The following is a 24,161-nucleotide window of genomic DNA, read 5'->3' as shown; positions in this document are numbered from 1 at the left end:
TGAGAGGGTGTCGACATACTGATAGCCTCTATCACTCAGCCATATTTAGCTAAGCTATTATAAATTACAGCAATACAGACAGGTTACTCAATGAAAAAACTAACACTCGTACTATTCGGCATGCTATTTCTTGCCACCAGTGCCCATGCTGCGCGTATTAAAGACGTGGCAAAAGTGGCGGGTGTTCGTAGTAACCAACTTGTTGGCTACGGTTTGGTGACAGGTTTGCCGGGTACAGGTGAGACAACTCCCTTTACCGATCAAACGTTTAACGCAATGCTGCAAAATTTTGGCATCCAATTGCCGCCCGGCACTAAGCCAAAAACCAAAAACGTAGCGGCTGTTATTGTGACTGCTGAACTACCAGCTTTCTCTAAGCAAGGTCAGGAAGTTGACGTAACCGTGTCTTCTATCGGTTCGGCAAAAAGCCTACGTGGTGGTACGCTGCTACAAACCTTTTTAAAAGGTCTTGATGGCCAGGTGTATGCCGTAGCGCAAGGTAACTTGGTAGTAAGTGGTTTTAGCGCGCAGGGTAACGACGGTTCTAAGATTGTCGGTAACAACCCTAACGTTGGCATCATCTCTAGCGGTGCAACGGTTGAACAAGAGATTCCAACCCCATTCGGTCGCGGTGACTATATTACCTTCAACCTAATCCAATCAGATTTTACAACGGCTCAGCGTTTGGCTGATGCGGTTAACAACTTCTTAGGCCCACAAATGGCGTCTGCGGTAGACGCGACGTCAGTAAAAGTTCGTGCACCTCGAGAAATCAGCCAACGTGTGGCTTTCCTGTCTGCAATTGAAAATATCGAATTCGACCCTGCAGAAGGTTCTGCAAAAATCATTGTTAACTCTCGTACCGGTACGATCGTGGTTGGTAAGCACGTTCGCTTAAAAGCGGCGGCGGTAACGCACGGTGGTATGACGGTTGCAATCAAAGAAAATCTCAACGTAAGCCAACCTAATGCGTTCTCTGGTGGCCAAACGGTAGTGGTCCCTGATTCAGATATCGAAATCACGGAAGGCGATGGCAAGATGTTCAAATTTGAACCTGGCCTAACGCTGGACGATTTGGTCCGCGCAGTCAACGAAGTGGGCGCTGCACCTTCTGATTTAATGGCAATCCTTCAAGCACTGAAACAAGCGGGTGCGATTGAAGGCCAGTTGATCATTATCTAAGGGGTAAAGCATGATTAAGAATAACAATGACATCGGCTTTATTCACGATATCGGCAGCCTAGACCGCCTTCGTCAACAAGCAGTAAACGGTGAAGAAGGCAGCGAGAAAGAAGCATTAACCGCTGCGGCAAAACAGTTTGAATCGATTTTTACCTCGATGTTGTTTAAGTCGATGCGCGATGCTAACTCGAGCTTTAAGTCAGATATGCTGAACAGCCAGAATGAGCAGTTCTATCGTCAGATGCAAGATGACCAAATGGCGAGTGAATTGAGCGCTTCAGGTTCGTTAGGTCTTGCGGATATGATCGTGGTACAGCTAAGCGCAGGCCAAGCAAGCGATGCGTCTGAAGAGAAAGTTCGCAGTGAAGGCTTTGATGCTTCATTGCAACGACCTCAATACTCAGGCCGTTCGGAAGAGCGAGCGTCAGACGTTCAATCAGCGCAAGCTATGTCAGCAACAAATGTGCAAGCAGCAAAACAGCCAGTATCCTTTGATTCTCCAGAATCGTTTGTGACCTCAATGAAGCCTTACGCAGAAAAAGCAGCAAGCGCGCTTGGTGTCGATTCATCTCTACTATTGGCACAAGCGGCACTGGAGACAGGTTGGGGTTCTAAAATGGTTAAGAACTCATTGGGCAACAGTAATAACCTATTTAACATCAAAGCAGACAGAAGTTGGAAGGGCGATAAGGTTGCTACGCAGACTCTTGAGTTCCATGGTAAAACTGCGGTTAAAGAGTCGGCTTCTTTCCGTTCTTACTCAAACTTTGAAGATAGCTTTAACGACTATGTGAAGTTCTTGAACGAAAACCCAAGATACGAAACAGCATTACAGCATCAAGGCAACTCAGAGAATTTCATCAAAGGTATTCACCAAGCAGGTTACGCAACCGACCCTAACTATGCAGACAAGGTTTTGCGAGTGAAAGCCAAGATTGACGAGATGAACTAACGTTATTCAATATACTCGGGAGCTTGCCATTGGCAGGCTCTTTCTTATCTATCCTTCTCAATGTTTGTAGCGAAGCCCTTAGTTATCTCCTTACACTTCAATAAATTATTGTCTTTTAGCTCTCGCTTATCCCTATTGGCACATATATTGCTTTTTAAACTGGTAGTTAATCAGTTTATCCTGATTTTGTTAAGTTTTTTGGGGGCATTATGGCGTCGGATCTTCTGAATGTAGGGGCACAAAGTGTTCTTACTGCTCAGAGACAGCTAAACACCACAGGTCATAACATTTCTAACGCCAACACAGAGGGCTATAGCCGCCAATCTGTGATTCAAGGTGTGAATGACCCGCGTCAGTACGGTGGCCAAAGCTACGGTATGGGTGTGCATGTGGAAAATGTTCGCCGCTCTTGGGACCAATTTGCCGTCAACGAACTTAACTTATCGACAACCAATGCCGCCAATAAAGGCGACACTGAAGCGAACCTCGATATGCTGTCGAGTATGCTGTCATCGGTTGCTTCGAAGAAGATTCCAGAAAACCTTAATGAATGGTTTGATTCGGTTAAAACATTAGCCGATACACCGAATGATGTCGGTGCTCGAAAAGTTGTACTAGAAAAGGCTGGACTACTCAGCAAGACGTTAAATGAATTCCATGAAACGGTTCGTCAACAGTCTGACTCTACGAATAAAAAACTAGATATGGGTATCGAGCGAGTTAACCAACTTGCGTACGAGATCCGTGATGTTCAGCGTTTAATGATGCGAACTCCTGGGCCTCACAATGACCTACGAGATCAGCATGAAAAGTTGATTAATGAGCTTTCTGGTTACACCAAAGTAACGGTGACACCACGCTCAAATGCCGAAGGGTTTAATGTCCATATTGGTAATGGCCACACCTTGGTCTCAGGTAGTGAAGCGAGCCAATTAAAAATGGTTGATGGTTTACCTGATGCACATCAGCGCCGCCTAGCGATTGTTGAAGGTAAGTCTTTAAAACCGATCACCAGCAGTGATATCGACGGAAAAATCGGCGCCATGCTAGACATGCGTGACGAACATATCCCGGCAATCATGGATGAGCTTGGTCGTTTGGCGACCGCGTTTTCATATGAGGTAAATAGTCTTCAAGAACAAGGTTTGGATCTTAACGGCAACGTGGGTAAGAACCTGTTTACCGATGTGAACTCAGAGCTGGTGGCAAAATCTCGTGTCACGGCTAGCGGGCAATCGAAAGCCGATGTTGCTGTATACATTGATGATACTTCTGCCTTAAAAGGCGGTGAGTATGGCCTGAAATACGATGGCAGTGATTATGTCGTGACTAAGCCGAACGGTGAGACCGTTAAGATGGCGACCGACTCTAGCGGTAGTGCTTTTTATCTTGATGGCATGCGAGTGGAAGTACGTACCCCTCCTGAACTGGGAGAGAAACTGTTACTGCGTCCAACGCGTAATTTTGCTGCTCAAATGCAGATGGAAACCAAAGACCCGAAAGACATTGCTGCGCAAAGTTATGAGGCGTCGACCACGTTTGCCAAGGGTACAGCGGGATTCAAAATCCTAGAAGCAGGTCAATTGCGTGAGTTTGAAGTGATTGTCTCACCAAAAGGTGAGCAGTTTGCTGTGACGGATCCGAAGGGTAACATTTTAATGCAGCCTCAACCGTATCCGCCACAAGGGCCAGTGACCATCAACGGTACAACGTTTGAGCTCACACCCGGCGCGGTGGCAAACGATAAGTTTACGGCAAACCTTGTCCCATCAGAAGGTGATAACGGTAACCTGCGTAAGCTGCAAGATCTTCAAACAGGAAAGCTGTTGAATGAGGGTGAGTCTACGATTTTAGACCTTTACCACAACTTGAATACTAATACGGGTTTGAAGTCTTCAACGGCAAATCGCTTGAGTGATATTGCGACGTTAGAAAAACAGTCGGCTCAAGAACGTATAGCTTCTATCTCGGGAGTAAACCTCGATGAAGAAGCGGCAAATATGATGAAATTTCAGCAAGCGTATATGGCTTCTTCACGCATCATGCAAGCAGCCAACGATACGTTTAACACGATTTTGGCTCTGAGATAGGAAGGTATAAATGTTGAATCGTATCTCTAGCTTCCATAATTATCAGTCAGTACAAAATGACTTGCGCCGCCAAGAGAACAAGGTGCATCACAACCAAGCGCAACTTGCTTCCGGTAAGAAGTTACAGTCGCCAAGTGATGACCCATTGGCGACGCACTATTTGCAGAACATCGGTCAGCAGTCAGAACAACTAAAGCAATATAGCGACGCAATAGTCTTGGTTCGTAATCGATTAGAACATCAAGAAGTTATGATTTCTAATTCAGAGGATTTTGCTGATGAAGCAAAACGTACCGTGATGGAAATGGTTAACGGTTCATTATCTCCAGAAGACCGCCTTGCAAAGAGACGTGAAATTCAAGAGTTAGCTAGTAATTTTTTGCATATGTCTAACTCCCAAGATGAGTCAGGTAACTATACATTTGCAGGTACAAAACCTAAGAATCAGCCATTTTTCCGAGATAACAAGGGCCATGTCAGTTATGCCGGAGACGATTATCAACGCAAGATGCGTGTGGCAAGCAGTTTTGAAATGGCGATGAATGATCCGGGCAGCAAGTTGTTTATGGAGATCGATAATCCATTCGGTGATTATGAACCTCAATATGATTTGCAGCCAGCCTCCGCCTTGCTACTTGAAAGAGCAACAAATGAATCTTTTCAAGACGAATCAACCTACAAAATTACTTTTGTAGATATGCAAAATGGCAAATTTGCTTATCAACTCGAAAAAGATGGCAGCACGGTGTCTGTAGAAGATTTTGAACCATCTAAAGGTATTGAATATGAAGGTTTGAGTATTCAAATCAAAGGCCAAATAACCAAAGGTGATTCGATTACTTTGGAGCCAAGAAGCTCATTTTCAATATTTGACACCTTCCAAGATGCAGCAGAACTTGCAGAATCATCAGTGTCTGACGCATCAGCGACGGCAAAGTTGCAACAAGCAACTGAAGAGTTCCATGCTGCGTTTATTCATTTGACCAAAGCGAGAACGGATGTCGGTGCGCGATTGAATACGCTCGATATCCAAGAGCAGCAGCATGAAGATTTTAAGCTGTCTTTAGCGAAAGCAAAAAGCAACTTTGAAGACTTGGATTACTCGAAAGCGATCATTGAGTTCAATGAAAACTCTCGAGCATTACAAGCTTCTCAACAAGCGTTTGGCAAAACCAAAGACCTGACCTTGTTTAACTATATTTAATGTTCAATCGACATTTAATGGTGACTTGTCGATCACCATGGCGTTGATTCCTTGCCGTATGTGCTATGCCATACGAGCGAATGACGCCACATTTTGCCGCTTTTTTGTACGGAGCGTGATGTTTCTAAAATAGCGGCAAAAAACGGCAATAAGGAAGGTGAATATTTTTCGCTTTCTAATAGAAAAAAGTAATAATTGCACAGTGTCGTGTGTAAGTTTTTGATTTTTAGATAATTAAAAAATTATTTATAGGAGATTAAACTTGGCATATAACTTGTAACTGTGTTGGTTGTAAATGATTAATACAGATCTTAAACCTTGTATAGGTTTATCGAGTAATACACGGTCAGTGCTTATCCATATGAGAGTAAAGCTGGCCGCTTCGCAGAAACTTTGCGGACTCATAAGGAGAGCAAAATGGCTATCAATGTAAGCACTAACGTTTCTGCTATGACAGCACAACGTTACCTGAATAAAGCGTCTAATGATTTAGCGACCTCTATGGAACGTTTGTCATCAGGGCATAAAATCAACAGCGCGAAAGACGATGCAGCCGGTCTGCAAATCTCTAACCGTTTAACGGCGCAATCACGTGGTTTAGACGTTGCAATGCGTAATGCCAATGATGGTATTTCAATTGCACAAACTGCTGAAGGCGCGATGAATGAATCAACCAACGTACTGCAACGTATGCGTGATCTGGCGATTCAATCATCAAACGGAACTAACACCGCAGCTGAACGTACCGCGCTCAATGAAGAGTCTTCGGCACTTCAAGATGAGCTTAACCGTATCGCAGAGACAACCTCATTTGGTGGTCGTCGTCTTTTGAATGGATCATTTGGTGAAGCATCATTCCAGATTGGTTCTAGCTCTGGTGAAGCGATGATTATGAGCCTTACTAGTGTTCGTGCTGATGATTTCCGTATGGGTGGTACAACGTTTGATTCTGAAAATGGTAAAGATAAGAGTTGGGAAGTGCCTGCTCAAGCTAGCGATCTTAAGCTCGAATTCAAAACTAAAGCGGGTGAAGACATCGTTTTAGATATCAATACCAAAGCGGGTGATGATATCGAAGAGCTTGCTACTTACATTAATGGTCAATCTGATCTTGTGAACGCATCGGTTACCGATGATGGCCGCATTCAACTGTTCGTTGCTGAACCTGACCTTGAAGGGGCTATGTCTATTTCTGGTGGCTTAGCTTCTGAGTTAGGAATCAAGAGTGAAGGTCGTGCAACATCGGTTCAAGATATTAGTTTGATGAGCGTAGCAGGATCACAGAATGCTATTAGCGTGATTGATTCTGCAATGAAATACGTAGATTCACAACGTGCTGATTTGGGTGCAAAACAGAACCGTCTAAGCCACAGTATTAATAACTTGGCAAACGTACAAGAGAACGTAGACGCTTCAAACAGCCGAATCAAAGATACGGACTTTGCGAAAGAGACGACGCAAATGACCAAATCACAAATTCTGCAACAAGCAGGTACTTCAATACTTGCTCAAGCAAAACAGTTGCCTAACTCTGCGATGTCACTATTGCAATAGTTATTGGTTGAACTTGCTGCTCGTGTTCAGACGTGAGCCATGCAGCAAGGGAAACTGGCAAGCATACTTACTATTGAATGTTTAGCTCTCTCATCTCTCACCTGCTATCCATTTTTACAGTAAGAATGCAACGGCAAGTCGGAAATGTGTTCATTTCTCGATGATCTCCACACAGGCTCTGACGCGCCAACTAGCCCCGGTTCTCTCAAAGGAAAAGGGGCTTTTTCCTTTCTGTGTTTCTTGTTTTTTCTATTTACTTTCCTGTGAATTTTCTCGAGCTACCTTTCTCAAATCTCTATTTGACGGTTCTTCTTCACGATAAATAATTTCATCTATTACACAAGATCTGCCTAAGTCAGAGATCTTTGGCAATTGATCATTTCTCCACCTTGAGCAATTTAGATGGCGATTCGTACGTTTTTCAAACAGGTTAAGATCTTTTCTCAATTGAAATCTATCGCTGCATTAGAAAATGATGAAAATTAAGCTGTTGATAAATATTAAATTAATAAATTTTTTGTGGTTTTTTAAAAGTTTTTCTAAAGCTTCTGATTTTCGCGCCGTTATTAAAAGTAACTTTGAGAGAACTACTTGGTTTTCCGAGACGTCGGAAACCGCTATACCGGAAAATCAATTGGAGAAATCACCATGGCAGTGAATGTAAATACAAACGTTTCAGCGATGACAGCGCAACGTTACCTAAACAACGCAAACAGCGCACAACAAACATCAATGGAGCGTCTAGCTTCAGGCTCAAAAATCAACAGCGCAAAAGATGACGCTGCGGGCCTACAAATCTCGAACCGTTTGAACGTTCAAAGCCGCGGCCTTGACGTTGCTGTACGTAACGCGAACGACGGTATCTCTATTGCACAAACTGCTGAAGGTGCAATGAACGAGACAACGAACATCCTGCAACGTATGCGTGATTTGTCTCTACAATCTTCAAACGGCTCAAACTCAAAATCTGAGCGTGTAGCGATTCAAGAAGAAGTAACAGCACTGAACGACGAACTAAACCGTATCGCGGAAACGACGTCTTTTGGTGGTAACAAACTGCTTAACGGTACTCACGGTACTAAATCATTCCAAATCGGTGCGGATAACGGTGAAGCGGTAATGCTTCAACTGAAAGACATGCGCTCTGATAACGCTCAGATGGGTGGTAAGAGCTACCAAACTGAGAACGCGAAAGACAAAGACTGGAACGTTCAAGCAGGCTCTAACGACCTGAAAATGACGTTTACAGACAACTTTGGTCAAGCTCAAGAAGTCGACATCAGCGCAAAAGCAGGTGACGATATCGAAGAGCTAGCAACTTACATCAACGGTCAACAAGATTCTGTTAAAGCGTCGGTAACTGAAGATGGCAAGCTACAAATGTTTGCAGGTAACAACAAAGTTGAAGGTAGTGTTGAATTCTCTGGTGCACTTGCTGGCGAACTAGGCATGCAAGCTGGTAAAGAAGTGACGGTTGATACTATCGACGTTACTTCCGTAGGTGGCGCACAAGAGTCTGTAGCTATTATCGATGCGGCACTTAAGTATGTAGATAGCCACCGTGCTGAGCTAGGTGCTTTCCAAAACCGTTTCGACCACGCTATCAGTAACTTAGACAACATTAACGAGAACGTTAACGCATCTAAGAGTCGTATTAAAGATACCGATTTCGCGAAAGAAACGACTCAGATGACTAAGTCTCAGATTCTTTCTCAAGCTTCAAGCTCGATCCTTGCTCAAGCGAAGCAAGCGCCGAACTCGGCACTTAGCCTACTAGGTTAATCGATTAAAAAGCCACGTTGACTATAATCTTTGTTGATCATAAGCGTTAACGTAGGGCCTCCACAAATTAGCTCGTGGTGAGAGATGAGCGCTAAACAAACCCAGCTTCGGCTGGGTTTTTTATTGCCTGCAATTTGGCAAAGCGGAGAATTTAGGACAGTGGGAAAGGCAAAAAGCGAGATTCTCTATCATATACGTTCCTCACTGTAGGGAATGACGGGAATTGGGAAATGATGATTTCCTCGCTTACTACATCGAAGCAGTCTTTCGTAATCCCAGAATCGAGTAGAACGAGATATCAGGGATCTCTTTTGATTTCATATTCACACAATGCTCAATAATCAAAGAAACGGGGAACTTTAACGAATGCTGCTCTATTAATTGAAGCCCGATCACACTTTTCTTTGTTGTTGAAAAGAATACGAAAAAAATCGCATTTTTTATTAAAGCTTCTAATTAAGGGGCCGTTAAAGGGATTGAGAGAAATGATATGTACCAATGTAAGGTGAGAGAGACACTGGTGCATAAACAAATTGACATGTATTTGTGTGAGGTGAGAGTCACATAAATGCATTAAAAAATGCCTAAAGGAGATCAACTATGGCGATTAATGTAAACACTAATGTGTCTGCAATGACGGCTCAGCGCTACCTGAATAGCGCGGCTGAAGGTACTCAAAAATCAATGGAGCGTTTGTCTTCTGGCTATAAAATCAATAGCGCAAAAGATGATGCTGCGGGCCTACAAATCTCTAACCGCTTAACGTCGCAAAGCCGTGGCCTAGACATGGCTGTGAAAAACGCGAATGACGGTATCTCTATTGCACAGACAGCTGAAGGTGCAATGAATGAGTCAACCAACATTCTGCAACGTATGCGTGACCTTTCTCTTCAATCTTCAAATGGTTCAAACAGCAAATCTGAACGTGTTGCGATCCAAGAAGAAGTCTCTGCTCTAAACACAGAACTTAACCGTATTGCTGAAACGACCTCTTTTGGTGGTAACAGGCTTCTTAACGGTACTTACGGTAGCCAATCTTTCCAAATTGGCGCAGACTCTGGTGAGGCGGTAATGCTCTCTATGGGGAACATGCGCACTGACACTAAAGACATGGGCGGCAAAAGCTATGGCGTAGAAGAAGGCAAAGATGCTTCTTGGCGTGTAGGTGCTGGTTCTGATCTAACGATTAAGTACAATGATAAGTTTGGTGAAGCTCAAGAATTGTCCATTTCTGCGAAAGAAGGCAACGATATTGAAGAGCTAGCAACTTACATCAATGGTCAAAGCCAAGACGTTAAAGCGTCTGTAGGTGAAGGCGGCAAACTGCAACTTTTCGCTTCAAGCCAAAAAGTTGAAGGTGATGTTGAGTTTGGCGGCAGCCTTGCGGGCGAACTAGGTATCGGTGCTGGTAAAGACGTTACTGTTAACGATATCGACGTAACTTCTGTTGCAGGTGCAAACGAAGCAGTATCTATCATTGATGGTGCTCTAAAATCAGTGGATAGCCAACGTGCTTCTCTAGGTGCTTTCCAAAACCGTTTTGACCACGCAATCAGTAACTTAGACAACATCAACGAAAACGTTAATGCGTCTAAGAGCCGTATCAAAGATACCGATTACGCGAAAGAAACAACAGCTATGACGAAGTCTCAAATCCTACAACAGGCGAGTACTTCTATCCTAGCTCAAGCAAAACAGTCACCATCAGCAGCTCTAAGCTTATTGGGCTAAACTTACCTCGGTAAGTAGCGGTAAACTCTACTCTGGGTAGAGTTTTACTGTTTGGCTCATAAAGGAGGGAGGGAGAGTGTTATGGAAATATCATCCAACGCATCGAACATCCAGCCTTATGGCTCACCTAATGGCATTAAAATTGCAAGCGATGAAGGTAGTAGTGCGTCGAGTATTTCGCGACTAAAAGAAGCAACATCTTATGCCAAGGTAGAGAAATCGAAAGAGGAAGCTACCGAAGCGGCGATTCAATTAGCTCAACATAGACAAGAGTTAAATGATGAAGAGCGAGTCAAAATGGTGGAGAAGGTCAACGAGTTTGTCTCCTCTCTCAATAAGGGTGTGGCTTTTAAGGTCGATGAAGAATCTGGGAGAGATGTGGTTACCATTTATGAGACCACAACTGGTGATATTATTCGCCAGATCCCTGATGAAGAAATGCTTGAAATTCTAAGACGCCTAGCAGCCCAAAACTCGAATAGTCGAATATTTGAGGTGAAGGTTTAAGTCGTATTATTGAGGTGATTTAATGAGTTTTGGCCCAATGGGGATTTCGTCTGGCATGGATATTAATTCCATGGTCAGCAAAATTGTTGATTCGGAGCGTGTACCTAAACAGCAACGAATCGACAATGAACGAACGCGAATCGATACCAGCATTAGTGCCTATGGAAGACTCAGAGAATCCCTTGATTCGATGAAAAACCTGATGACAAACTTTCGTCAGGAAAAAGCTTTTGCTGTGCGAACAGTCGAAAGTACCGATGAAGGTCTTGTCTCTGCAACCGCGACTACCGAAGCGATCGCTGGCAAATATGCCATAGATGTGTTGCAGCTTGCCCAAAGCCATAAAGTGGCTTCTGATGTACTGTCAGAGGACATGAAATTTGGCCCAGGTAAGCTGCAGGTTTCGCTTGGTGATGACAGCTTTGACGTGCAAGTTGGCGACAGATCGAGACTTATCGAAGTTGTTCGTGGTATCAACGGTGCAGATAGCAACCCAGGCGTTCGTGCCTCTATTATCAATGATGTCGAAGGTCCAAGACTTATCATTGCCTCGAACCAGTCTGGTTCAGACCAGCAGATCAGCATTAGTGTTGAATCAGATGCTGCCAATCCCTTAAAAAAACTCGAATACAAAACGCTTGAAGAACGTGTTAAAGCGCTAGAGAAAGCACGCGTTGCTGCTCAAGATATTATAGCTCTAACCCCTGCAGGAAAAGCCGCCGAACTCATCGATGAAGTGATCGCTAGCGATGACCCAAATGCGAATGAAACACTCGATAAAGATGGCAATATCATCCCTGCAGCCCAAACTGATTCTACTTCAGATGTTGACGGCAACTCTCAAAGTCTCAGCTACGGTGAGCAAGCCGCAGCCGACGGCCAAGCTGCCCTAGACGTAGCTCAAGCGGCAAAGTCGGTGATGCCTGAAGACAATATCCCTGGCTGGACTGAAACCGCGTCAGGTACGCTTTTAGATTCTTACTACACACCAGAACTTGAGCTTGATGAAAAAGCGATAGAGAAGGCACCCAATGTGCCGGGGTGGTCAAATGCTGCCTCAGGTACTCTGACCGATTCATACGTGACACCGAAAGAAGCCCAACAAAAGCTTGAGGCTGAGCAAGCGCGTATCGAAGAGAAGATCTCACAAGAAAAAGCAGAGTTGGCTGAGAAAGTTCAAAAAGGCGAACTCACCGCAGAACAAGCGAAGAAAATTGAGCGTGCTAAATTAGAACCTGAAGAGCGTGAGCTTTTAGAGAAGGTCGATAAAGCGCAAGCAGACCTCGAACAAGCACAACAATCTTTTGATACCTATAGTGGTATGACCGAAGTTCAGGCTGGCCAAGATTCTATGGTTGTCCTAGATGGTGTTGCTCAGCTTTCTAGTAATAACAATGTGATTGAAGATGCCGTTGAAGGTATTGATATTACGGTGAAAGGAAAAACGCCAAAAGATAAGCCGCCGGCAGAAATTGGTGTGGAGTACGACCGTAACAGTGTTCGCCAAGATATCGAATCTTTTGTGAGCTCTTATAACCAATTCTATCAAGTGTCGAAAGACCTCGCGGGTGTTGATCCAACAACAGGCCAAAAGGGACCGCTTTCTGGTGACAGTACAGTGCGTAACGCCGACTCTAGACTGAAAGGGGTGTTCTCATCAAGTATCGAAGGTGCGCCAGACAACCTTAAGTCTTTGACTGAATTCGGCATCACCACCACAAGACAAGGCTCGCTAGAAATCAACTACGACATGCTTGATCGTCAACTCAACAACAACTTCGATAAGTTGGGAGAGTTCTTTGGTGGCAACAATGGTTTCGCCAAAAAAGTGGAAGATGCGATTCAAGGTATCACAGGTATCACGGGTTCAATCCGTACTAGAGAGAAGAGCTTGGTCGAGCAAAACTACCGTTTGGTTGATGACCAAAGCGCGCTCGACCGCCGCATGGACAGCCTAGAGAGCCGTACCCACTCTAAGTTCACAGCCATGCAAGATGCGACCAGTAAGATGCAATCTCAGCTGGGCAGTATGATGAATGCGTTGGGCTAATAGATGAATAGCCAACTACAAGAGCTTTGTGAACTCGATCAACTAATTATCTCTAAACTGGAATTTAGTGAAATTAATGCTGAAGAAATAACGCAGCTTGTCGATAACAGAGAACAGTTATTGCAAAACGTGCTTCAAATAATCGACTCACATCCCGACGTTAAGCAAAGTTCTGAATGGTTTGAAGCCATTACCAGAACCAGAAAATTAGTCGAATTGATGCAGTCTGAGACGAGTCGAGTAGGTAAGACCCTACATAAATACCGTCACGGCGCTAAATCAGTTCAACAATACAAAAAGTTTTTATAGAAGAGGTTTACTATGCGCGGTTCTTTACAGGCATATAAAAAGGTATCAGTGGATAGTCAGCTAACGGCTGCCTCACCGCATAAGATTGTACAAATGCTAATGGCCGGTGCTATCGAGCGTTTGATTCAAGGCAAAGCGGCAATGCAAGCAGGCAACATCCCAGTGAAAGGTGAGCGACTTGGTAAGGCTCTAGATATCATTATTAGCCTACGTAGTTGCCTATCTATGGACGATGGTGGCGATATTGCGAAAAACCTAGATCAACTTTATGAGTTCATGATCACGCAAATTTCTGCGGCAAATCACAAAAATGACCCACAGCCTATTGATGATGTTATCGATATTATTCGCGAAATTAAGAGCGCTTGGGACCAAATTCCGAACGAATATCACAACTTGACGTCCGCTGACGTAGGTATTTAAAGAAAAATTGCAGTTTTAACCAATCTCATATCCCTTAATTGGTTGGTTGCCTTATTTTTTTAATCAAATAAAATAGAAGCCATTAGATAGCCTAATGGCTTTTTTCGTTGCTGATTTCCTAAATTTGTCCACGTAGACCATAATCATTGATACATCTCACTGTTTTATAGACTACGTTGCTCACCGTTTTTCCGCATCGCACCAAAATAAAGGCAATAATTCCTACTTATGCAAGGTTTGGCAAAACTGCTTGTCGTCGACGATAACGCTCAAGATCGTCACAATTTAAGCACAATATTAGAGTTTGTAGGAGAGAGCTGCGAAGTAATCAGCTCTGAACAAGCACGTAAAGTTGACTGGTCACTACAGTGGGCCGGCTGCATTATTGGTACCATTAAAGGTAAAGGCTTCAACGCATTACTGAATGAGAAGCTTGTTCACGCCAATCACATCCCTTTACTGGTGATTGGCAAAAACAATCACCCGGTTGAAGAGTTGACTAACTATGTTGGTGAGCTTGAACTTCCTCTTAACTACCCGCAATTAAGTGATGCATTAAGACACTGTAAAGATTTCTTAGGCCGCAAAGGTGTTCAAGTTGTGTCTTCGGCACGCAAGAACACACTGTTTCGCAGCCTAGTAGGACAAAGTGCTGGCATTCAAGAAGTACGTCACTTAATTGAACAAGTCTCTTCTACGGAAGCGAACGTGCTGATTCTTGGTGAATCTGGTACAGGCAAAGAAGTCGTAGCGCGTAACATTCACTATCACTCTAAACGTCGTTCAGGGCCTTTTGTTCCTGTAAACTGTGGCGCGATTCCACCTGATTTGCTTGAAAGTGAACTGTTTGGTCATGAGAAGGGTGCATTTACTGGGGCGATTACCGCACGTAAAGGCCGTTTTGAATTGGCTGAAGGTGGCACACTGTTTCTTGATGAAATTGGCGATATGCCGATGGCTATGCAAGTTAAACTGCTACGAGTACTTCAAGAGCGATGCTTTGAGCGTGTAGGTGGCAACAGCACCATACAAGCTGATGTTCGAGTGATTGCGGCAACGCACCGCAACCTTGAAGATATGATCGACGATGATTCGTTCCGTGAAGACCTTTACTACCGCTTGAATGTATTCCCGATTGAAATGCCGGCGCTTCAAGATCGCAAAGAAGACATTCCACTGTTGCTTCAAGAGCTGATGACTCGAATGGAAGCGGAAGGCAGCATGCCTATCTGTTTCACGGCTCGTGCTATCAACTCTTTGATGGAGCATTACTGGCCGGGCAACGTTCGTGAACTGGCGAACCTGGTTGAACGAATGGTTATCTTGTATCCAAACAGCTTGGTTGATGTGAATCACCTGCCAACTAAATATCGATACAGCGATATCCCTGAGTTCCAGCCAGAGTTTAATAGCTTTGGATCTGAAGAGGAGCAAGAGCGTGATGCACTTGCTGACTTGTTCTCAGAAGATTTCAGCTTTGATCAGCAAGATGATATTGCCGACAATGCCAATGCTCCTCAAGAGTTACCGCCAGAAGGGGTTAACTTGAAAGAGCTCCTCGCGGATATGGAAGTGAATATGATCAATCAAGCGTTGGAAGCGCAGGGCGGCATTGTTGCTCGTGCTGCTGACATGCTTGGAATGCGTAGAACCACTCTGGTTGAAAAAATGCGGAAATATAACTTGCAGCGATAGTATCCAGTTTTCGATGAAAACGAAAAACTAGCACACACTTTTTAGCTATTTGGTAACTCTAGCTAAGTGAACAGATAAACCATAGTCGAGTTGTTGCTTGCTTAACTATGTGATAAATATAGCAAATAGCCTGACTCGTGTTGTACGTCTCAGGCTGTTTTAGTATTTGAGGCAAATTTTTGACATGCACGTATCTAACGAACCAGAAAATCAATCACACCTAGATTCTGTTGAACAGCAGGTTGAGCGCTATAAGCAAGTACTCGACGTGATGCCAGCAGGGGTCATCTTGTTAGATACACACGGCGAAGTGAGAGAAGCGAACCCTGAAGCACACCGTATTCTGGGTGTTGAGTTAGTTGGCGAGAAGTGGTTTTCAGTGATTCAAAGTGCCTTTGACCCAAAAGACGATGACGGTCATGAGATCTCATTGAAGAACGGGCGAAAAGTACGTTTGGCGATTTCAGCCTCTACCACGGGTCAGCTGATTTTGATTACCGATTTGACCGAGACCCGACTATTGCAGTCTCGCGTAAGTGATCTTCAGCGTCTGTCTTCATTAGGCAGAATGGTGGCCTCGCTTGCCCATCAGGTTCGTACGCCACTTTCAAGTGCGATGCTGTATGCATCAAACCTTGCCGCGCCAAACCTGCCGCTGGCAACAAAGACACGTTTTCAATCTAAGCTTATGGATAGATTGCATGACTTAGAGAAGCAAGTGAACGACATGTTGTTGTTTGCCAAAGGTGGTGACAACAAAGTCGTTAAGCCATTTACTGTGGCTGAATTGATCACCGAATTTCACCCTATGGTGGAAGCGGCATTGAAAACTAACCAGATTGATTATTGCCAAGAAGTTGAGGGCGAACAGACTCAAATGTTCGGCAACGCCAATGCTATCGCCTCAGCGTTAAGCAACCTAGTGTTGAATGCGGTTCAAATTGCGGGCAAGGAATCGCAGATTGATGTGTTTTTTAGGCCCGTAAACGGCGAGCTTAAGATATCAGTGCAAGACAGTGGTCCCGGCGTACCGAAAGAGCTTCAAGGTAAAATTATGGAACCCTTCTTTACCACTCGTTCACAAGGTACAGGTCTGGGCTTAGCGGTTGTACAAATGGTCTGTCGAGCACATGAAGGCCGACTGGAATTGATATCAGAAGAAGGCGACGGCGCATGCTTTACTATGTGTCTACCGCTTGAAAGAAGTCCTTCTTCTGAAGACTAATAAGTTTTAACTGAATTTACACTGGAGAATCCTATGGCTCAAAGCAAAGTGTTAATCGTCGAAGATGATGAAGGTCTACGCGAAGCCCTTGTCGACACTCTCGCGCTTGCTGGCTATGAATGGCTGGAAGCGGATTGTGCGGAAGATGCTCTGGTCAAATTAAAATCAAACTCCGTTGATATTGTCGTATCTGACGTGCAGATGGCGGGCATGGGAGGCTTGGCGCTATTGAGAAACATCAAACAGCATTGGCCAAATTTGCCGGTATTGCTAATGACAGCGTACGCCAACATCGAAGATGCCGTTGCTGCTATGAAAGAGGGCGCTATCGACTATATGGCAAAACCATTTGCGCCAGAAGTACTGCTCAACATGGTCAGCCGTTATGCGCCTGTAAAGTCGGACGACAATGGTGACGCTATCGTTGCTGATGAAAAAAGTATCAAGCTAATGATGCTGGCTGATAAAGTTGCGAAAACCGATGCCAACGTCATGGTGTTAGGCCCGAGTGGTTCTGGTAAAGAGGTGATGTCTCGCTACATTCACAATGCTTCTAGCCGAAAAGATGGCCCGTTTGTCGCAATTAACTGCGCGGCGATCCCAGACAACATGTTAGAAGCGACCCTGTTTGGTTATGAAAAAGGCGCATTTACTGGCGCTATTCAAGCTTGCCCGGGGAAATTCGAGCAAGCGCAGGGCGGTACGATTCTGTTGGATGAGATCAGTGAGATGGATCTTAGCCTACAAGCCAAACTACTGCGTGTTTTGCAAGAGCGCGAAGTTGAGCGATTAGGTAGTCGTAAGAGCATCAAATTGGATGTTCGTGTATTAGCGACCAGTAACCGAGACCTTAAACAGTATGTTTCTGAAGGGAATTTCCGTGAGGATTTATACTACCGCTTGAATGTATTCCCAATTTCTTGGCCACCACTGTGTGAGCGAAAAGGTGATATTGAGCCTTTAGCCAAGCACTTAGTTGAGCGTCATTGCACCAAACTTGGTATGCCTGTACCGGTTATGTCAGCGCAAGCAATCAGCAAACTCGTCAATTATCCGTGGCCGGGCAATGTTCGCGAATTAGACAATGTGGTACAGCGTGCGTTAATATTGAGCGAACAAGAGAACATCTCTGGTGAGCACATTCTTCTTGAAGGTGTCGATTGGCAAGACGCAAGCAGCCTACAACAAATCGTCGAAGGCACTGACGTCGCTGCGCCAGAGATCAAGCCGATTGCCGAAGCAAACCCAATCAATAAAATCGCGGCTAGCAGCGAAGGGTTAGGTAATGAGCTTAGAGATCAAGAGTATGCGATCATTCTTGAAACCCTGATTGCATGTAATGGTCGACGCAAAGACATGGCTGAAAAACTGGGCATTAGCCCTCGTACACTGCGTTACAAGTTGGCTAAAATGCGCGATGCTGGAATAGATATCCCAAACTGAGGATAGATTAGTAGTGTCAGCTTTCTGACTAGTGTAATACGATATCTAGTCAATTTAATGTGTGGCACGCTAATTGCTCTGTCAATAATATAGCTAAATAGATGGTCATAATTTTGACTCCTGAGGTAGTAGATGAGAATAGATGGTTTACAAGGCGAAATGCAGGCAATGATGGTCGAAGCTGCCAGCGCTCGTCCCGCAGCAACGGGGCAAGCGGTCGGTGCAGATTTTGGCAACATGCTGACTAATGCCATCAATAATGTGAACTCATTACAAAAGACCTCAGGTGATCTTCAAGCTCGTTTTGATAGTGGCGACCAAAGCGTATCCCTATCGGACGTGATGATTGCTCGTAATAAATCTAGTGTGGCTTTTGAGGCGACGATCCAAATTAGAAATAAATTGGTCGAATCGTACAAAGAGCTGATGAATATGCCGGTATAAGTTGGGTAGTTAAATAGTGGCAGATAATAGTCAAACAACAGATTTAACCGTAAGCGATAGCAACGATCATGCACTGATTGCAGGCTCAGAGCTAGACGGAGAAGGGCAAAATCCCGATCTAGGTGAACGCAGTTCATCGAAGTTCGATATGGCTGTCGGTGATCTTGATTTACTTCGTCAGGTCGTCTTAGTCCTTTCTATCTCTATCTGTGTAGCGCTGATTGTGATGCTGTTTTTCTGGGTAAAAGAGCCAGAAATGCGTCCATTAGGGGCTTACGAAACAGAAGAATTGATCCCCGTTCTTGATTACTTAGATCTGCAAAAGATCGATTACACGCTTGAAGGCAATACCATCTCAGTACCGGCGAGTGAGTACAACTCATTAAAGCTTAATATGGTACGAGCGGGTTTGAATCAAGAGCGAAACGCGGGTGATGACATCCTCATGCAAGACATGGGTTTTGGTGTATCACAACGTTTAGAACAAGAACGCCTTAAATTAAGCCGCGAAAGACAACTTGCCAAAGCCATTGAGCAGATGAAACAGGTGCGTAAAGCTCAGGTTTTATTGGCCCTGCCGAAGCAGAGTGTTTTTGTACGTCATAATCAAGAAGCCTCTGCTTCTGTATTCCTAACTCTAAAAACAGGCACTAACCTCAAGCAGCAAGAAGTTGATTCTGTTGTGGATATGGTGGCAAGTGCCGTTCCGGGAATGAAAACCTCACGTATTACGGTGACCGATCAGCATGGCCGATTGTTGAGCTCAGGCTCTCAAGACCCTATGTCAGCGGCGCGTCGTAAAGAACACGAGTTAGAGCGCAATCAAGAACAAGCGCTGCGTGAAAAAATTGACTCCATCCTGATTCCTATTCTTGGGTTTGGTAACTACACCGCTCAGGTTGATATCCAGCTCGATTTCAGTGCTGTGGAGCAAACCAGAAAACGTTTTGATCCGAATACACCGGCGACTCGAAGTGAATACACCTTAGAAGATTACAACAATGGAAATACGGTGGTGGGTATTCCGGGTGCGTTGAGTAACCAGCCTCCAGCGGATGCCTCAATTCCACAAGATGTGGCTCAGATGAAAGACGGCGCGATGACAGGTCAAGGCTCTGTTCACAAAGAAGCGACTCGAAACTTTGAGCTAGACACCACCATCAGTCATGAACGTAAACAGAGCGGCACGGTTAATCGTCAGACGGTTTCTGTTGCGATCAAAGACCGCCAATCCTTGAACCCAGATACGGGTGAAGTGGTTCATACGCCAATCCCGGCGAGCGAAATCAATGCGATTCGCCAAGTACTGATTGGTACGGTGGGCTTTGATGAAACTCGTGGTGATTTGCTCAACGTATTAAGCATGCAGTTTGCACCTCAAGTAACAGATGTTGTTGCTGATGTGCCAATCTGGGAGCATCCAAACTTCAATGATTGGGTTCGTTGGTTTGCAAGTGCCTTGGTTATCATTGTGGTGGTGTTAGTACTTGTTCGCCCTGCAATGAAGAAACTGCTTAACCCAGCAGCAGACAACGATGAACAGATGTACGGACCTGATGGCATGCCAATTGGTGCCGACGGTGAAACCAGCTTAATTGGTGGTGATATTGAAGGTGGTGAGCTGTTTGAATTTGGTTCAAGTATCGACTTACCAAACCTTCATAAAGACGAGGACGTGCTGAAAGCAGTACGTGCACTTGTAGCGAATGAACCAGAGCTAGCAGCTCAAGTAGTTAAGAATTGGATGGTAGATGGCTAACGAAATAGTTCCACAACAAACTGAAGGCGGTGAAGTGCTTGATGTCTCTAGCGTGGATATCGGCTCTATCTCAGGCGATGAGCGCGCTGCGATCTTGTTGCTCAGTTTAAATGAAGAAGACGCTGCTGGTATTATTCGTCACCTAGAGCCAAAGCAGGTTCAGCGTGTGGGTAGTGCGATGGCGCGAGCTACAGACCTATCCCAAGAGAAAGTAGGCGCTGTGCACCGTGCTTTCTTAGATGATATTCAGAAGTACACCAACATTGGTATGGGCAGCGAAGACTTCATGCGTAATGCGTTAGTTGCTGCTCTGGGTGAAGACAAGGCGAATAACCTTGTTGACCAAATCCTTCTCGGCACAGGTTCGAAAGGTTTGGATTCGCTTAAGTGGATGGATCCTCGTCAGGTGGCGAGCATTATCATCAACGAGCACCCTCAAATTCAAACTATTGTGTTGTCGTACCTCGATGCCGATCAATCGGCTGAGATCTTGTCTCAGTTCCCAGAGCGAGTTCGTCTGGATCTGATGATGCGTATTGCCAACCTTGAAGAAGTTCAACCTTCGGCGCTTGCTGAGCTGAACGAAATCATGGAGAAACAGTTCGCTGGTCAAGCGGGTGCTCAAGCTGCCAAAATTGGTGGCCTGAAAGCCGCGGCTGAGATCATGAACTACATGGATAACAACGTGGAAGGTGTCTTGATGGATCAAATCCGTGACCAAGACGAAGACATGGCAACACAGATTCAAGATCTGATGTTTGTCTTTGAAAACCTTATTGAAGTTGATGACCAAGGTGTTCAACGACTACTACGTGATGTTCCACAAGATATTCTACAGAAAGCACTTAAAGGTGCCGATGAAGGTCTACGTGAGAAGATCTTCAAGAACATGTCTAAACGTGCTTCCGATATGATGAGAGACGATATTGAGGCGATGCCGCCAGTCAAAGTCTCTGATGTTGAAGCGGCTCAGAAAGAGATTTTGGGTATCGCGAGGAAGATGGCAGACAGTGGCGAAATTATGCTGTCTGGTGGCGCCGACGAGTTCCTTTAATACAGAAACCTCAAAAGCCCCACACTGTTGGGGCTTTTCTTTATCCAATCTCGAACCACAGATTAACTCAGTTTAACTGCTTGAATTCACAATACAGTTAAGCCACTCATAGATAGGTACTTGATATGTCAGGTGATAGAAAACGCGGCTTCCTTCGCCCTGAAGAAGATAATACGGTTGCCCAACCTCAGAAATGGGGGCTGCCTGACTACACCTCTGACGTGAGCAAACAAGCCAAAGAAACCGCTTTTAACTACGACCCTAGTTGGATGCCAACGGTTGAAGAAGCCATTGAAGATGAAGAGCTGGTTCTGACTGAAGAGCAAATCGAGCTGATTAAACAAGGCGCTTATCAGGAAGGGCTGCATCAAGGCCAAGAGGCGGGCTTTAAGCAAGGCTATGAAAAAGGCAAAGAAGAAGGCTTTGCCGCAGGTCACGAAGAAGGCAACGAAGCCGGCAAGCTTGAAGGCGTAACCGCGGGTCAAGAATACATTCAACAACAAGTGGCCGTTTTCATGGGGCTGGCAAACCAGTTCGCTCAACCATTAGAGCTGATGAACGCTCAGGTGGAGAAGCAATTGGTCGACATGGTGCTTACCATGGTCAAAGAAGTGGTTCATGTTGAAGTGCAAACCAACCCACAAATCATATTAGATACCGTTAAAGAATCGGTAGAGTCGTTGCCGATCTCTGGTCACGCAATCACATTGAAGCTTAACCCAGAAGATGTGGCGATCATTCGCTCTGCGTATGGCGAGACTGAATTGGACTGCCGCAATTGGACGCTGGTCGCAGAGCCTGCACTCAACCGTGGTGATGTACAAATTGAAGCGGGTGAGTCGAGCGTTAACTACCGCATGGAAGATCGTGTGAAGAACGTCATTCAAAACTTCTGCGGCGCAAATCGTCACCAAGGTCATGAGTAATGCTTGAGTTAGCGAATCGTCTCAGTCAGTACAAAGTCGAGGGGCTAAAATCGCGACCAATTGCCTCTGGTAAATTAGTACGCGTTGTTGGCTTAACGCTTGAAGCGACCGGCTGTAAAGCGCCAATCGGCAGTTTGTGTTTAGTCGAAACCATGTCTGGTCAGATGGAAGCCGAAGTCGTCGGTTTCTCTGGCGATAACCTATTTTTGATGCCGAGTGAGCAAATCACTGGGATCTTACCGGGCGCTCGCGTCACACCAATGACCACCGAAAGTGGTATCCCTGTTGGAATGGAACTGCTCGGTCGAGTGATCGACGGCGTCGGTAATCCACTCGACGGATTAGGTCCAATCTATACCGAGCAACGCGCTTCCTTTAATGCGGAACCAATCAACCCGTTAGCTCGTAAACCGATTTCTGAGCCACTCGATGTTGGCTTGAAAGCGATTAATGGTTTGCTAACTGTGGGTAAAGGGCAACGTATCGGTCTGTTTGCTGGCTCTGGTGTCGGTAAATCCGTAACTCTGGGTATGATGACTCGAGGCACAACTGCGCAAGTAGTAGTTGTAGGCCTAATCGGTGAGCGTGGACGAGAAGTTAAAGAATTTATTGAAGAGATTCTTGGCGAAGATGGCCGTAAGCGCTCGGTTGTTGTTGCCGCTCCTGCCGACTCATCACCATTGATGCGCTTAAAAGGCTGTCAAACCGCGTTGGCTGTCGCCGAGTACTTCCGCGACCAAGGCTTAGATGTTCTGCTACTCATGGATTCATTGACCCGTTTTGCTCAAGCTCAGCGTGAAATTGCTCTGTCTGTGGGTGAGCCGCCAGCAACCAAGGGCTATCCGCCATCAGTCTTCGCTAAGCTTCCTGCGCTGGTGGAACGAGCAGGTAACGGCAATGATGAACAAGGTTCTATCACGGCTTTCTTTACCGTGTTAACCGAAGGCGATGACTTACAAGATCCGATTGCGGATGCGTCGCGAGCAATTCTCGATGGTCACGTTGTGTTGTCGCGTGAAATGGCCGATGCCGGTCACTACCCAGCGATTGACGTTGAGAAATCCGTCAGTCGTGTTATGCCGCAAATCACCACTGAAGAACATGTCTTGATGTCGAAAGCGGTAAGGCAAGTGCTGTCTATCTGCCGTAAAAACCAAGATTTGGTGTCGATTGGTGCTTACAAGCCAGGAACGGATCCAGCAATCGATAGTGCCTTCACGTTGAAACCAAAACTGGATGAGTACTTGCAGCAGAAGATAAAAGAAACGGTCCCATATGACATGTGCGTCAACATGTTGAAACATGTATTGGGTGGCTAACGGGTGAATAAGGTTAGTCATGGATAACGCATTAGAATTTTTGCTCGATCAAGCCAAAGATCAAGAGAACCAAGCGGTACTTGCGCTCAACAAAGCGAACTCTGAGCTGCAAGGTTACTATGAGCAGGTTGCGCAGATTGAAAAGTATCGACTGGATTACTGTCAGCAGCTCGTTGACCGCGGCAAGGCAGGCTTAACGGCGAGCCAATATGGTCACTTGAACCGCTTCTTAACTCAGTTGGATGAAACATTATCCAAACAGAGAGAAGCCGAGCACCACTTTAAAAATCAAGTCGACAACTGCCAAAGCTACTGGATGGAGTTACGCAAAAAACGTAAATCCTACGAGTGGTTGATGGAGAAAAAGCAGAAAGAGAAAGCAAAGCTGCAAGATCGAAGAGAACAAAAGCAAATGGATGAGTTTTCGACTCTGTTATACAGCCGAAAGAAGATGTGATCCTAAGCCACGAATGACGTCAGTGCTGTTCTCTATATTGTGAAAACCGAACTTA

General features: G+C 45.1%; 20 protein-coding genes. All 20 read left to right on the top strand.

What is annotated here, in order from left to right; all coding sequences use genetic code 11:
- The first annotated feature begins 90 nt into the window (after positions 1–90).
- The 20 genes from OCV19_RS12055 to fliJ all read left to right on the top strand — a co-directional run bounded on the left by OCV19_RS12055 (position 91) and on the right by fliJ (position 24,106).
- Positions 91–1,182, top strand: a complete 1,092-nt coding sequence (locus OCV19_RS12055) for a flagellar basal body P-ring protein FlgI (RefSeq protein ID WP_017085296.1) — start codon at positions 91–93, stop codon at positions 1,180–1,182.
- 10 nt (positions 1,183–1,192) lie between these two features.
- On the top strand, positions 1,193–2,134 hold the full coding sequence (gene flgJ / locus OCV19_RS12050; protein WP_065675601.1) for a flagellar assembly peptidoglycan hydrolase FlgJ: 942 nt from the start codon (positions 1,193–1,195) through the stop codon (positions 2,132–2,134).
- A 209-nt stretch (positions 2,135–2,343) separates the two neighbouring features.
- The gene (flgK, locus tag OCV19_RS12045) at positions 2,344–4,224 is read left to right on the top strand and encodes a flagellar hook-associated protein FlgK (RefSeq protein ID WP_065675600.1); all 1,881 of its coding nucleotides are present in this window, start codon (positions 2,344–2,346) and stop codon (positions 4,222–4,224) included.
- A 10-nt stretch (positions 4,225–4,234) separates the two neighbouring features.
- The gene (gene flgL / locus OCV19_RS12040; protein WP_065675599.1) at positions 4,235–5,428 is read left to right on the top strand and encodes a flagellar hook-associated protein FlgL; all 1,194 of its coding nucleotides are present in this window, start codon (positions 4,235–4,237) and stop codon (positions 5,426–5,428) included.
- Between the two features lie 417 nt (positions 5,429–5,845).
- The gene (locus OCV19_RS12035; protein WP_065675598.1) at positions 5,846–6,982 is read left to right on the top strand and encodes a flagellin; all 1,137 of its coding nucleotides are present in this window, start codon (positions 5,846–5,848) and stop codon (positions 6,980–6,982) included.
- A gap of 648 nt (positions 6,983–7,630) precedes the next feature.
- The gene (locus OCV19_RS12030; RefSeq protein WP_048611343.1) at positions 7,631–8,764 is read left to right on the top strand and encodes a flagellin; all 1,134 of its coding nucleotides are present in this window, start codon (positions 7,631–7,633) and stop codon (positions 8,762–8,764) included.
- Between the two features lie 600 nt (positions 8,765–9,364).
- Entirely contained in the window at positions 9,365–10,495 is a 1,131-nt protein-coding gene (locus OCV19_RS12025) for a flagellin (protein ID WP_048611345.1), read from the top strand.
- Positions 10,496–10,576: 81 nt separating this feature from the next.
- On the top strand, positions 10,577–11,002 hold the full coding sequence (gene flaG / locus OCV19_RS12020; protein ID WP_065675597.1) for a flagellar protein FlaG: 426 nt from the start codon (positions 10,577–10,579) through the stop codon (positions 11,000–11,002).
- Positions 11,003–11,024: 22 nt separating this feature from the next.
- Positions 11,025–13,052, top strand: a complete 2,028-nt coding sequence (gene fliD, locus OCV19_RS12015; protein WP_065675596.1) for a flagellar filament capping protein FliD — start codon at positions 11,025–11,027, stop codon at positions 13,050–13,052.
- 3 nt (positions 13,053–13,055) lie between these two features.
- Positions 13,056–13,361 (top strand): flagellar protein FliT, encoded by a 306-nt coding sequence (locus tag OCV19_RS12010; protein WP_017060688.1) that lies wholly within the window; start codon positions 13,056–13,058, stop codon positions 13,359–13,361.
- A gap of 12 nt (positions 13,362–13,373) precedes the next feature.
- Positions 13,374–13,784 carry a flagellar export chaperone FliS gene (gene fliS, locus OCV19_RS12005; RefSeq protein WP_004736194.1) on the top strand — a complete coding sequence of 137 codons (411 nt, stop codon included), beginning with the start codon at positions 13,374–13,376 and terminating at the stop codon, positions 13,782–13,784.
- Between the two features lie 228 nt (positions 13,785–14,012).
- On the top strand, positions 14,013–15,479 hold the full coding sequence (locus tag OCV19_RS12000; protein ID WP_065675595.1) for a sigma-54 dependent transcriptional regulator: 1,467 nt from the start codon (positions 14,013–14,015) through the stop codon (positions 15,477–15,479).
- Positions 15,480–15,663: 184 nt separating this feature from the next.
- Positions 15,664–16,704 (top strand): sensor histidine kinase, encoded by a 1,041-nt coding sequence (locus tag OCV19_RS11995; protein WP_065675594.1) that lies wholly within the window; start codon positions 15,664–15,666, stop codon positions 16,702–16,704.
- Positions 16,705–16,737: 33 nt separating this feature from the next.
- Complete coding sequence (locus tag OCV19_RS11990) at positions 16,738–18,147, top strand: sigma-54-dependent transcriptional regulator (protein WP_017064121.1); 1,410 nt, start codon at positions 16,738–16,740, stop codon at positions 18,145–18,147.
- 132 nt (positions 18,148–18,279) lie between these two features.
- Positions 18,280–18,591: a flagellar hook-basal body complex protein FliE gene (gene fliE / locus OCV19_RS11985; RefSeq protein ID WP_017060684.1), complete on the top strand. Its 312-nt coding sequence runs from the start codon at positions 18,280–18,282 to the stop codon at positions 18,589–18,591.
- A 16-nt stretch (positions 18,592–18,607) separates the two neighbouring features.
- Positions 18,608–20,350 carry a flagellar basal-body MS-ring/collar protein FliF gene (fliF, locus tag OCV19_RS11980; protein ID WP_065675593.1) on the top strand — a complete coding sequence of 581 codons (1,743 nt, stop codon included), beginning with the start codon at positions 18,608–18,610 and terminating at the stop codon, positions 20,348–20,350.
- Positions 20,343–21,404 carry a flagellar motor switch protein FliG gene (fliG, locus tag OCV19_RS11975; protein WP_065675592.1) on the top strand — a complete coding sequence of 354 codons (1,062 nt, stop codon included), beginning with the start codon at positions 20,343–20,345 and terminating at the stop codon, positions 21,402–21,404. The genes fliF and fliG overlap by 8 nt, the downstream gene beginning before the upstream one ends.
- A gap of 125 nt (positions 21,405–21,529) precedes the next feature.
- Positions 21,530–22,330 carry a flagellar assembly protein FliH gene (fliH, locus tag OCV19_RS11970; RefSeq protein ID WP_017060681.1) on the top strand — a complete coding sequence of 267 codons (801 nt, stop codon included), beginning with the start codon at positions 21,530–21,532 and terminating at the stop codon, positions 22,328–22,330.
- Complete coding sequence (gene fliI / locus OCV19_RS11965) at positions 22,330–23,649, top strand: flagellar protein export ATPase FliI (RefSeq protein ID WP_065675591.1); 1,320 nt, start codon at positions 22,330–22,332, stop codon at positions 23,647–23,649. The genes fliH and fliI overlap by 1 nt, the downstream gene beginning before the upstream one ends.
- A 19-nt stretch (positions 23,650–23,668) precedes the next feature.
- Positions 23,669–24,106: a flagellar export protein FliJ gene (fliJ, locus tag OCV19_RS11960; RefSeq protein ID WP_017060679.1), complete on the top strand. Its 438-nt coding sequence runs from the start codon at positions 23,669–23,671 to the stop codon at positions 24,104–24,106.
- Positions 24,107–24,161: the final 55 nt, after the last annotated feature.

The sequence above is a fragment of the Vibrio celticus genome, from assembly GCF_024347335.1.
In the GTDB taxonomy this organism is placed as follows: domain Bacteria; phylum Pseudomonadota; class Gammaproteobacteria; order Enterobacterales; family Vibrionaceae; genus Vibrio; species Vibrio celticus.
The sequence above is the reverse complement of the archived record's forward strand: the minus strand, read 5'-3'. Positions and strand labels throughout refer to the sequence as shown.

Excerpts from the sequence above, each read along its gene's own strand:
- OCV19_RS12055 (WP_017085296.1), top strand. The coding sequence starts at position 91 with ATGAAAAAACTAACACTCGTACTATTCGGCATGCTATTTCTTGCCACC.
- flgJ (WP_065675601.1), top strand. The coding sequence starts at position 1,193 with ATGATTAAGAATAACAATGACATCGGCTTTATTCACGATATCGGCAGC.
- flgK (WP_065675600.1), top strand. The coding sequence starts at position 2,344 with ATGGCGTCGGATCTTCTGAATGTAGGGGCACAAAGTGTTCTTACTGCT.
- flgL (WP_065675599.1), top strand. The coding sequence starts at position 4,235 with ATGTTGAATCGTATCTCTAGCTTCCATAATTATCAGTCAGTACAAAAT.
- OCV19_RS12035 (WP_065675598.1), top strand. The coding sequence starts at position 5,846 with ATGGCTATCAATGTAAGCACTAACGTTTCTGCTATGACAGCACAACGT.
- OCV19_RS12030 (WP_048611343.1), top strand. The coding sequence starts at position 7,631 with ATGGCAGTGAATGTAAATACAAACGTTTCAGCGATGACAGCGCAACGT.
- OCV19_RS12025 (WP_048611345.1), top strand. The coding sequence starts at position 9,365 with ATGGCGATTAATGTAAACACTAATGTGTCTGCAATGACGGCTCAGCGC.
- flaG (WP_065675597.1), top strand. The coding sequence starts at position 10,577 with ATGGAAATATCATCCAACGCATCGAACATCCAGCCTTATGGCTCACCT.
- fliD (WP_065675596.1), top strand. The coding sequence starts at position 11,025 with ATGAGTTTTGGCCCAATGGGGATTTCGTCTGGCATGGATATTAATTCC.
- OCV19_RS12010 (WP_017060688.1), top strand. The coding sequence starts at position 13,056 with ATGAATAGCCAACTACAAGAGCTTTGTGAACTCGATCAACTAATTATC.
- fliS (WP_004736194.1), top strand. The coding sequence starts at position 13,374 with ATGCGCGGTTCTTTACAGGCATATAAAAAGGTATCAGTGGATAGTCAG.
- OCV19_RS12000 (WP_065675595.1), top strand. The coding sequence starts at position 14,013 with ATGCAAGGTTTGGCAAAACTGCTTGTCGTCGACGATAACGCTCAAGAT.
- OCV19_RS11995 (WP_065675594.1), top strand. The coding sequence starts at position 15,664 with ATGCACGTATCTAACGAACCAGAAAATCAATCACACCTAGATTCTGTT.
- OCV19_RS11990 (WP_017064121.1), top strand. The coding sequence starts at position 16,738 with ATGGCTCAAAGCAAAGTGTTAATCGTCGAAGATGATGAAGGTCTACGC.
- fliE (WP_017060684.1), top strand. The coding sequence starts at position 18,280 with ATGAGAATAGATGGTTTACAAGGCGAAATGCAGGCAATGATGGTCGAA.
- fliG (WP_065675592.1), top strand. The coding sequence starts at position 20,343 with ATGGCTAACGAAATAGTTCCACAACAAACTGAAGGCGGTGAAGTGCTT.
- fliH (WP_017060681.1), top strand. The coding sequence starts at position 21,530 with ATGTCAGGTGATAGAAAACGCGGCTTCCTTCGCCCTGAAGAAGATAAT.
- fliI (WP_065675591.1), top strand. The coding sequence starts at position 22,330 with ATGCTTGAGTTAGCGAATCGTCTCAGTCAGTACAAAGTCGAGGGGCTA.
- fliJ (WP_017060679.1), top strand. The coding sequence starts at position 23,669 with ATGGATAACGCATTAGAATTTTTGCTCGATCAAGCCAAAGATCAAGAG.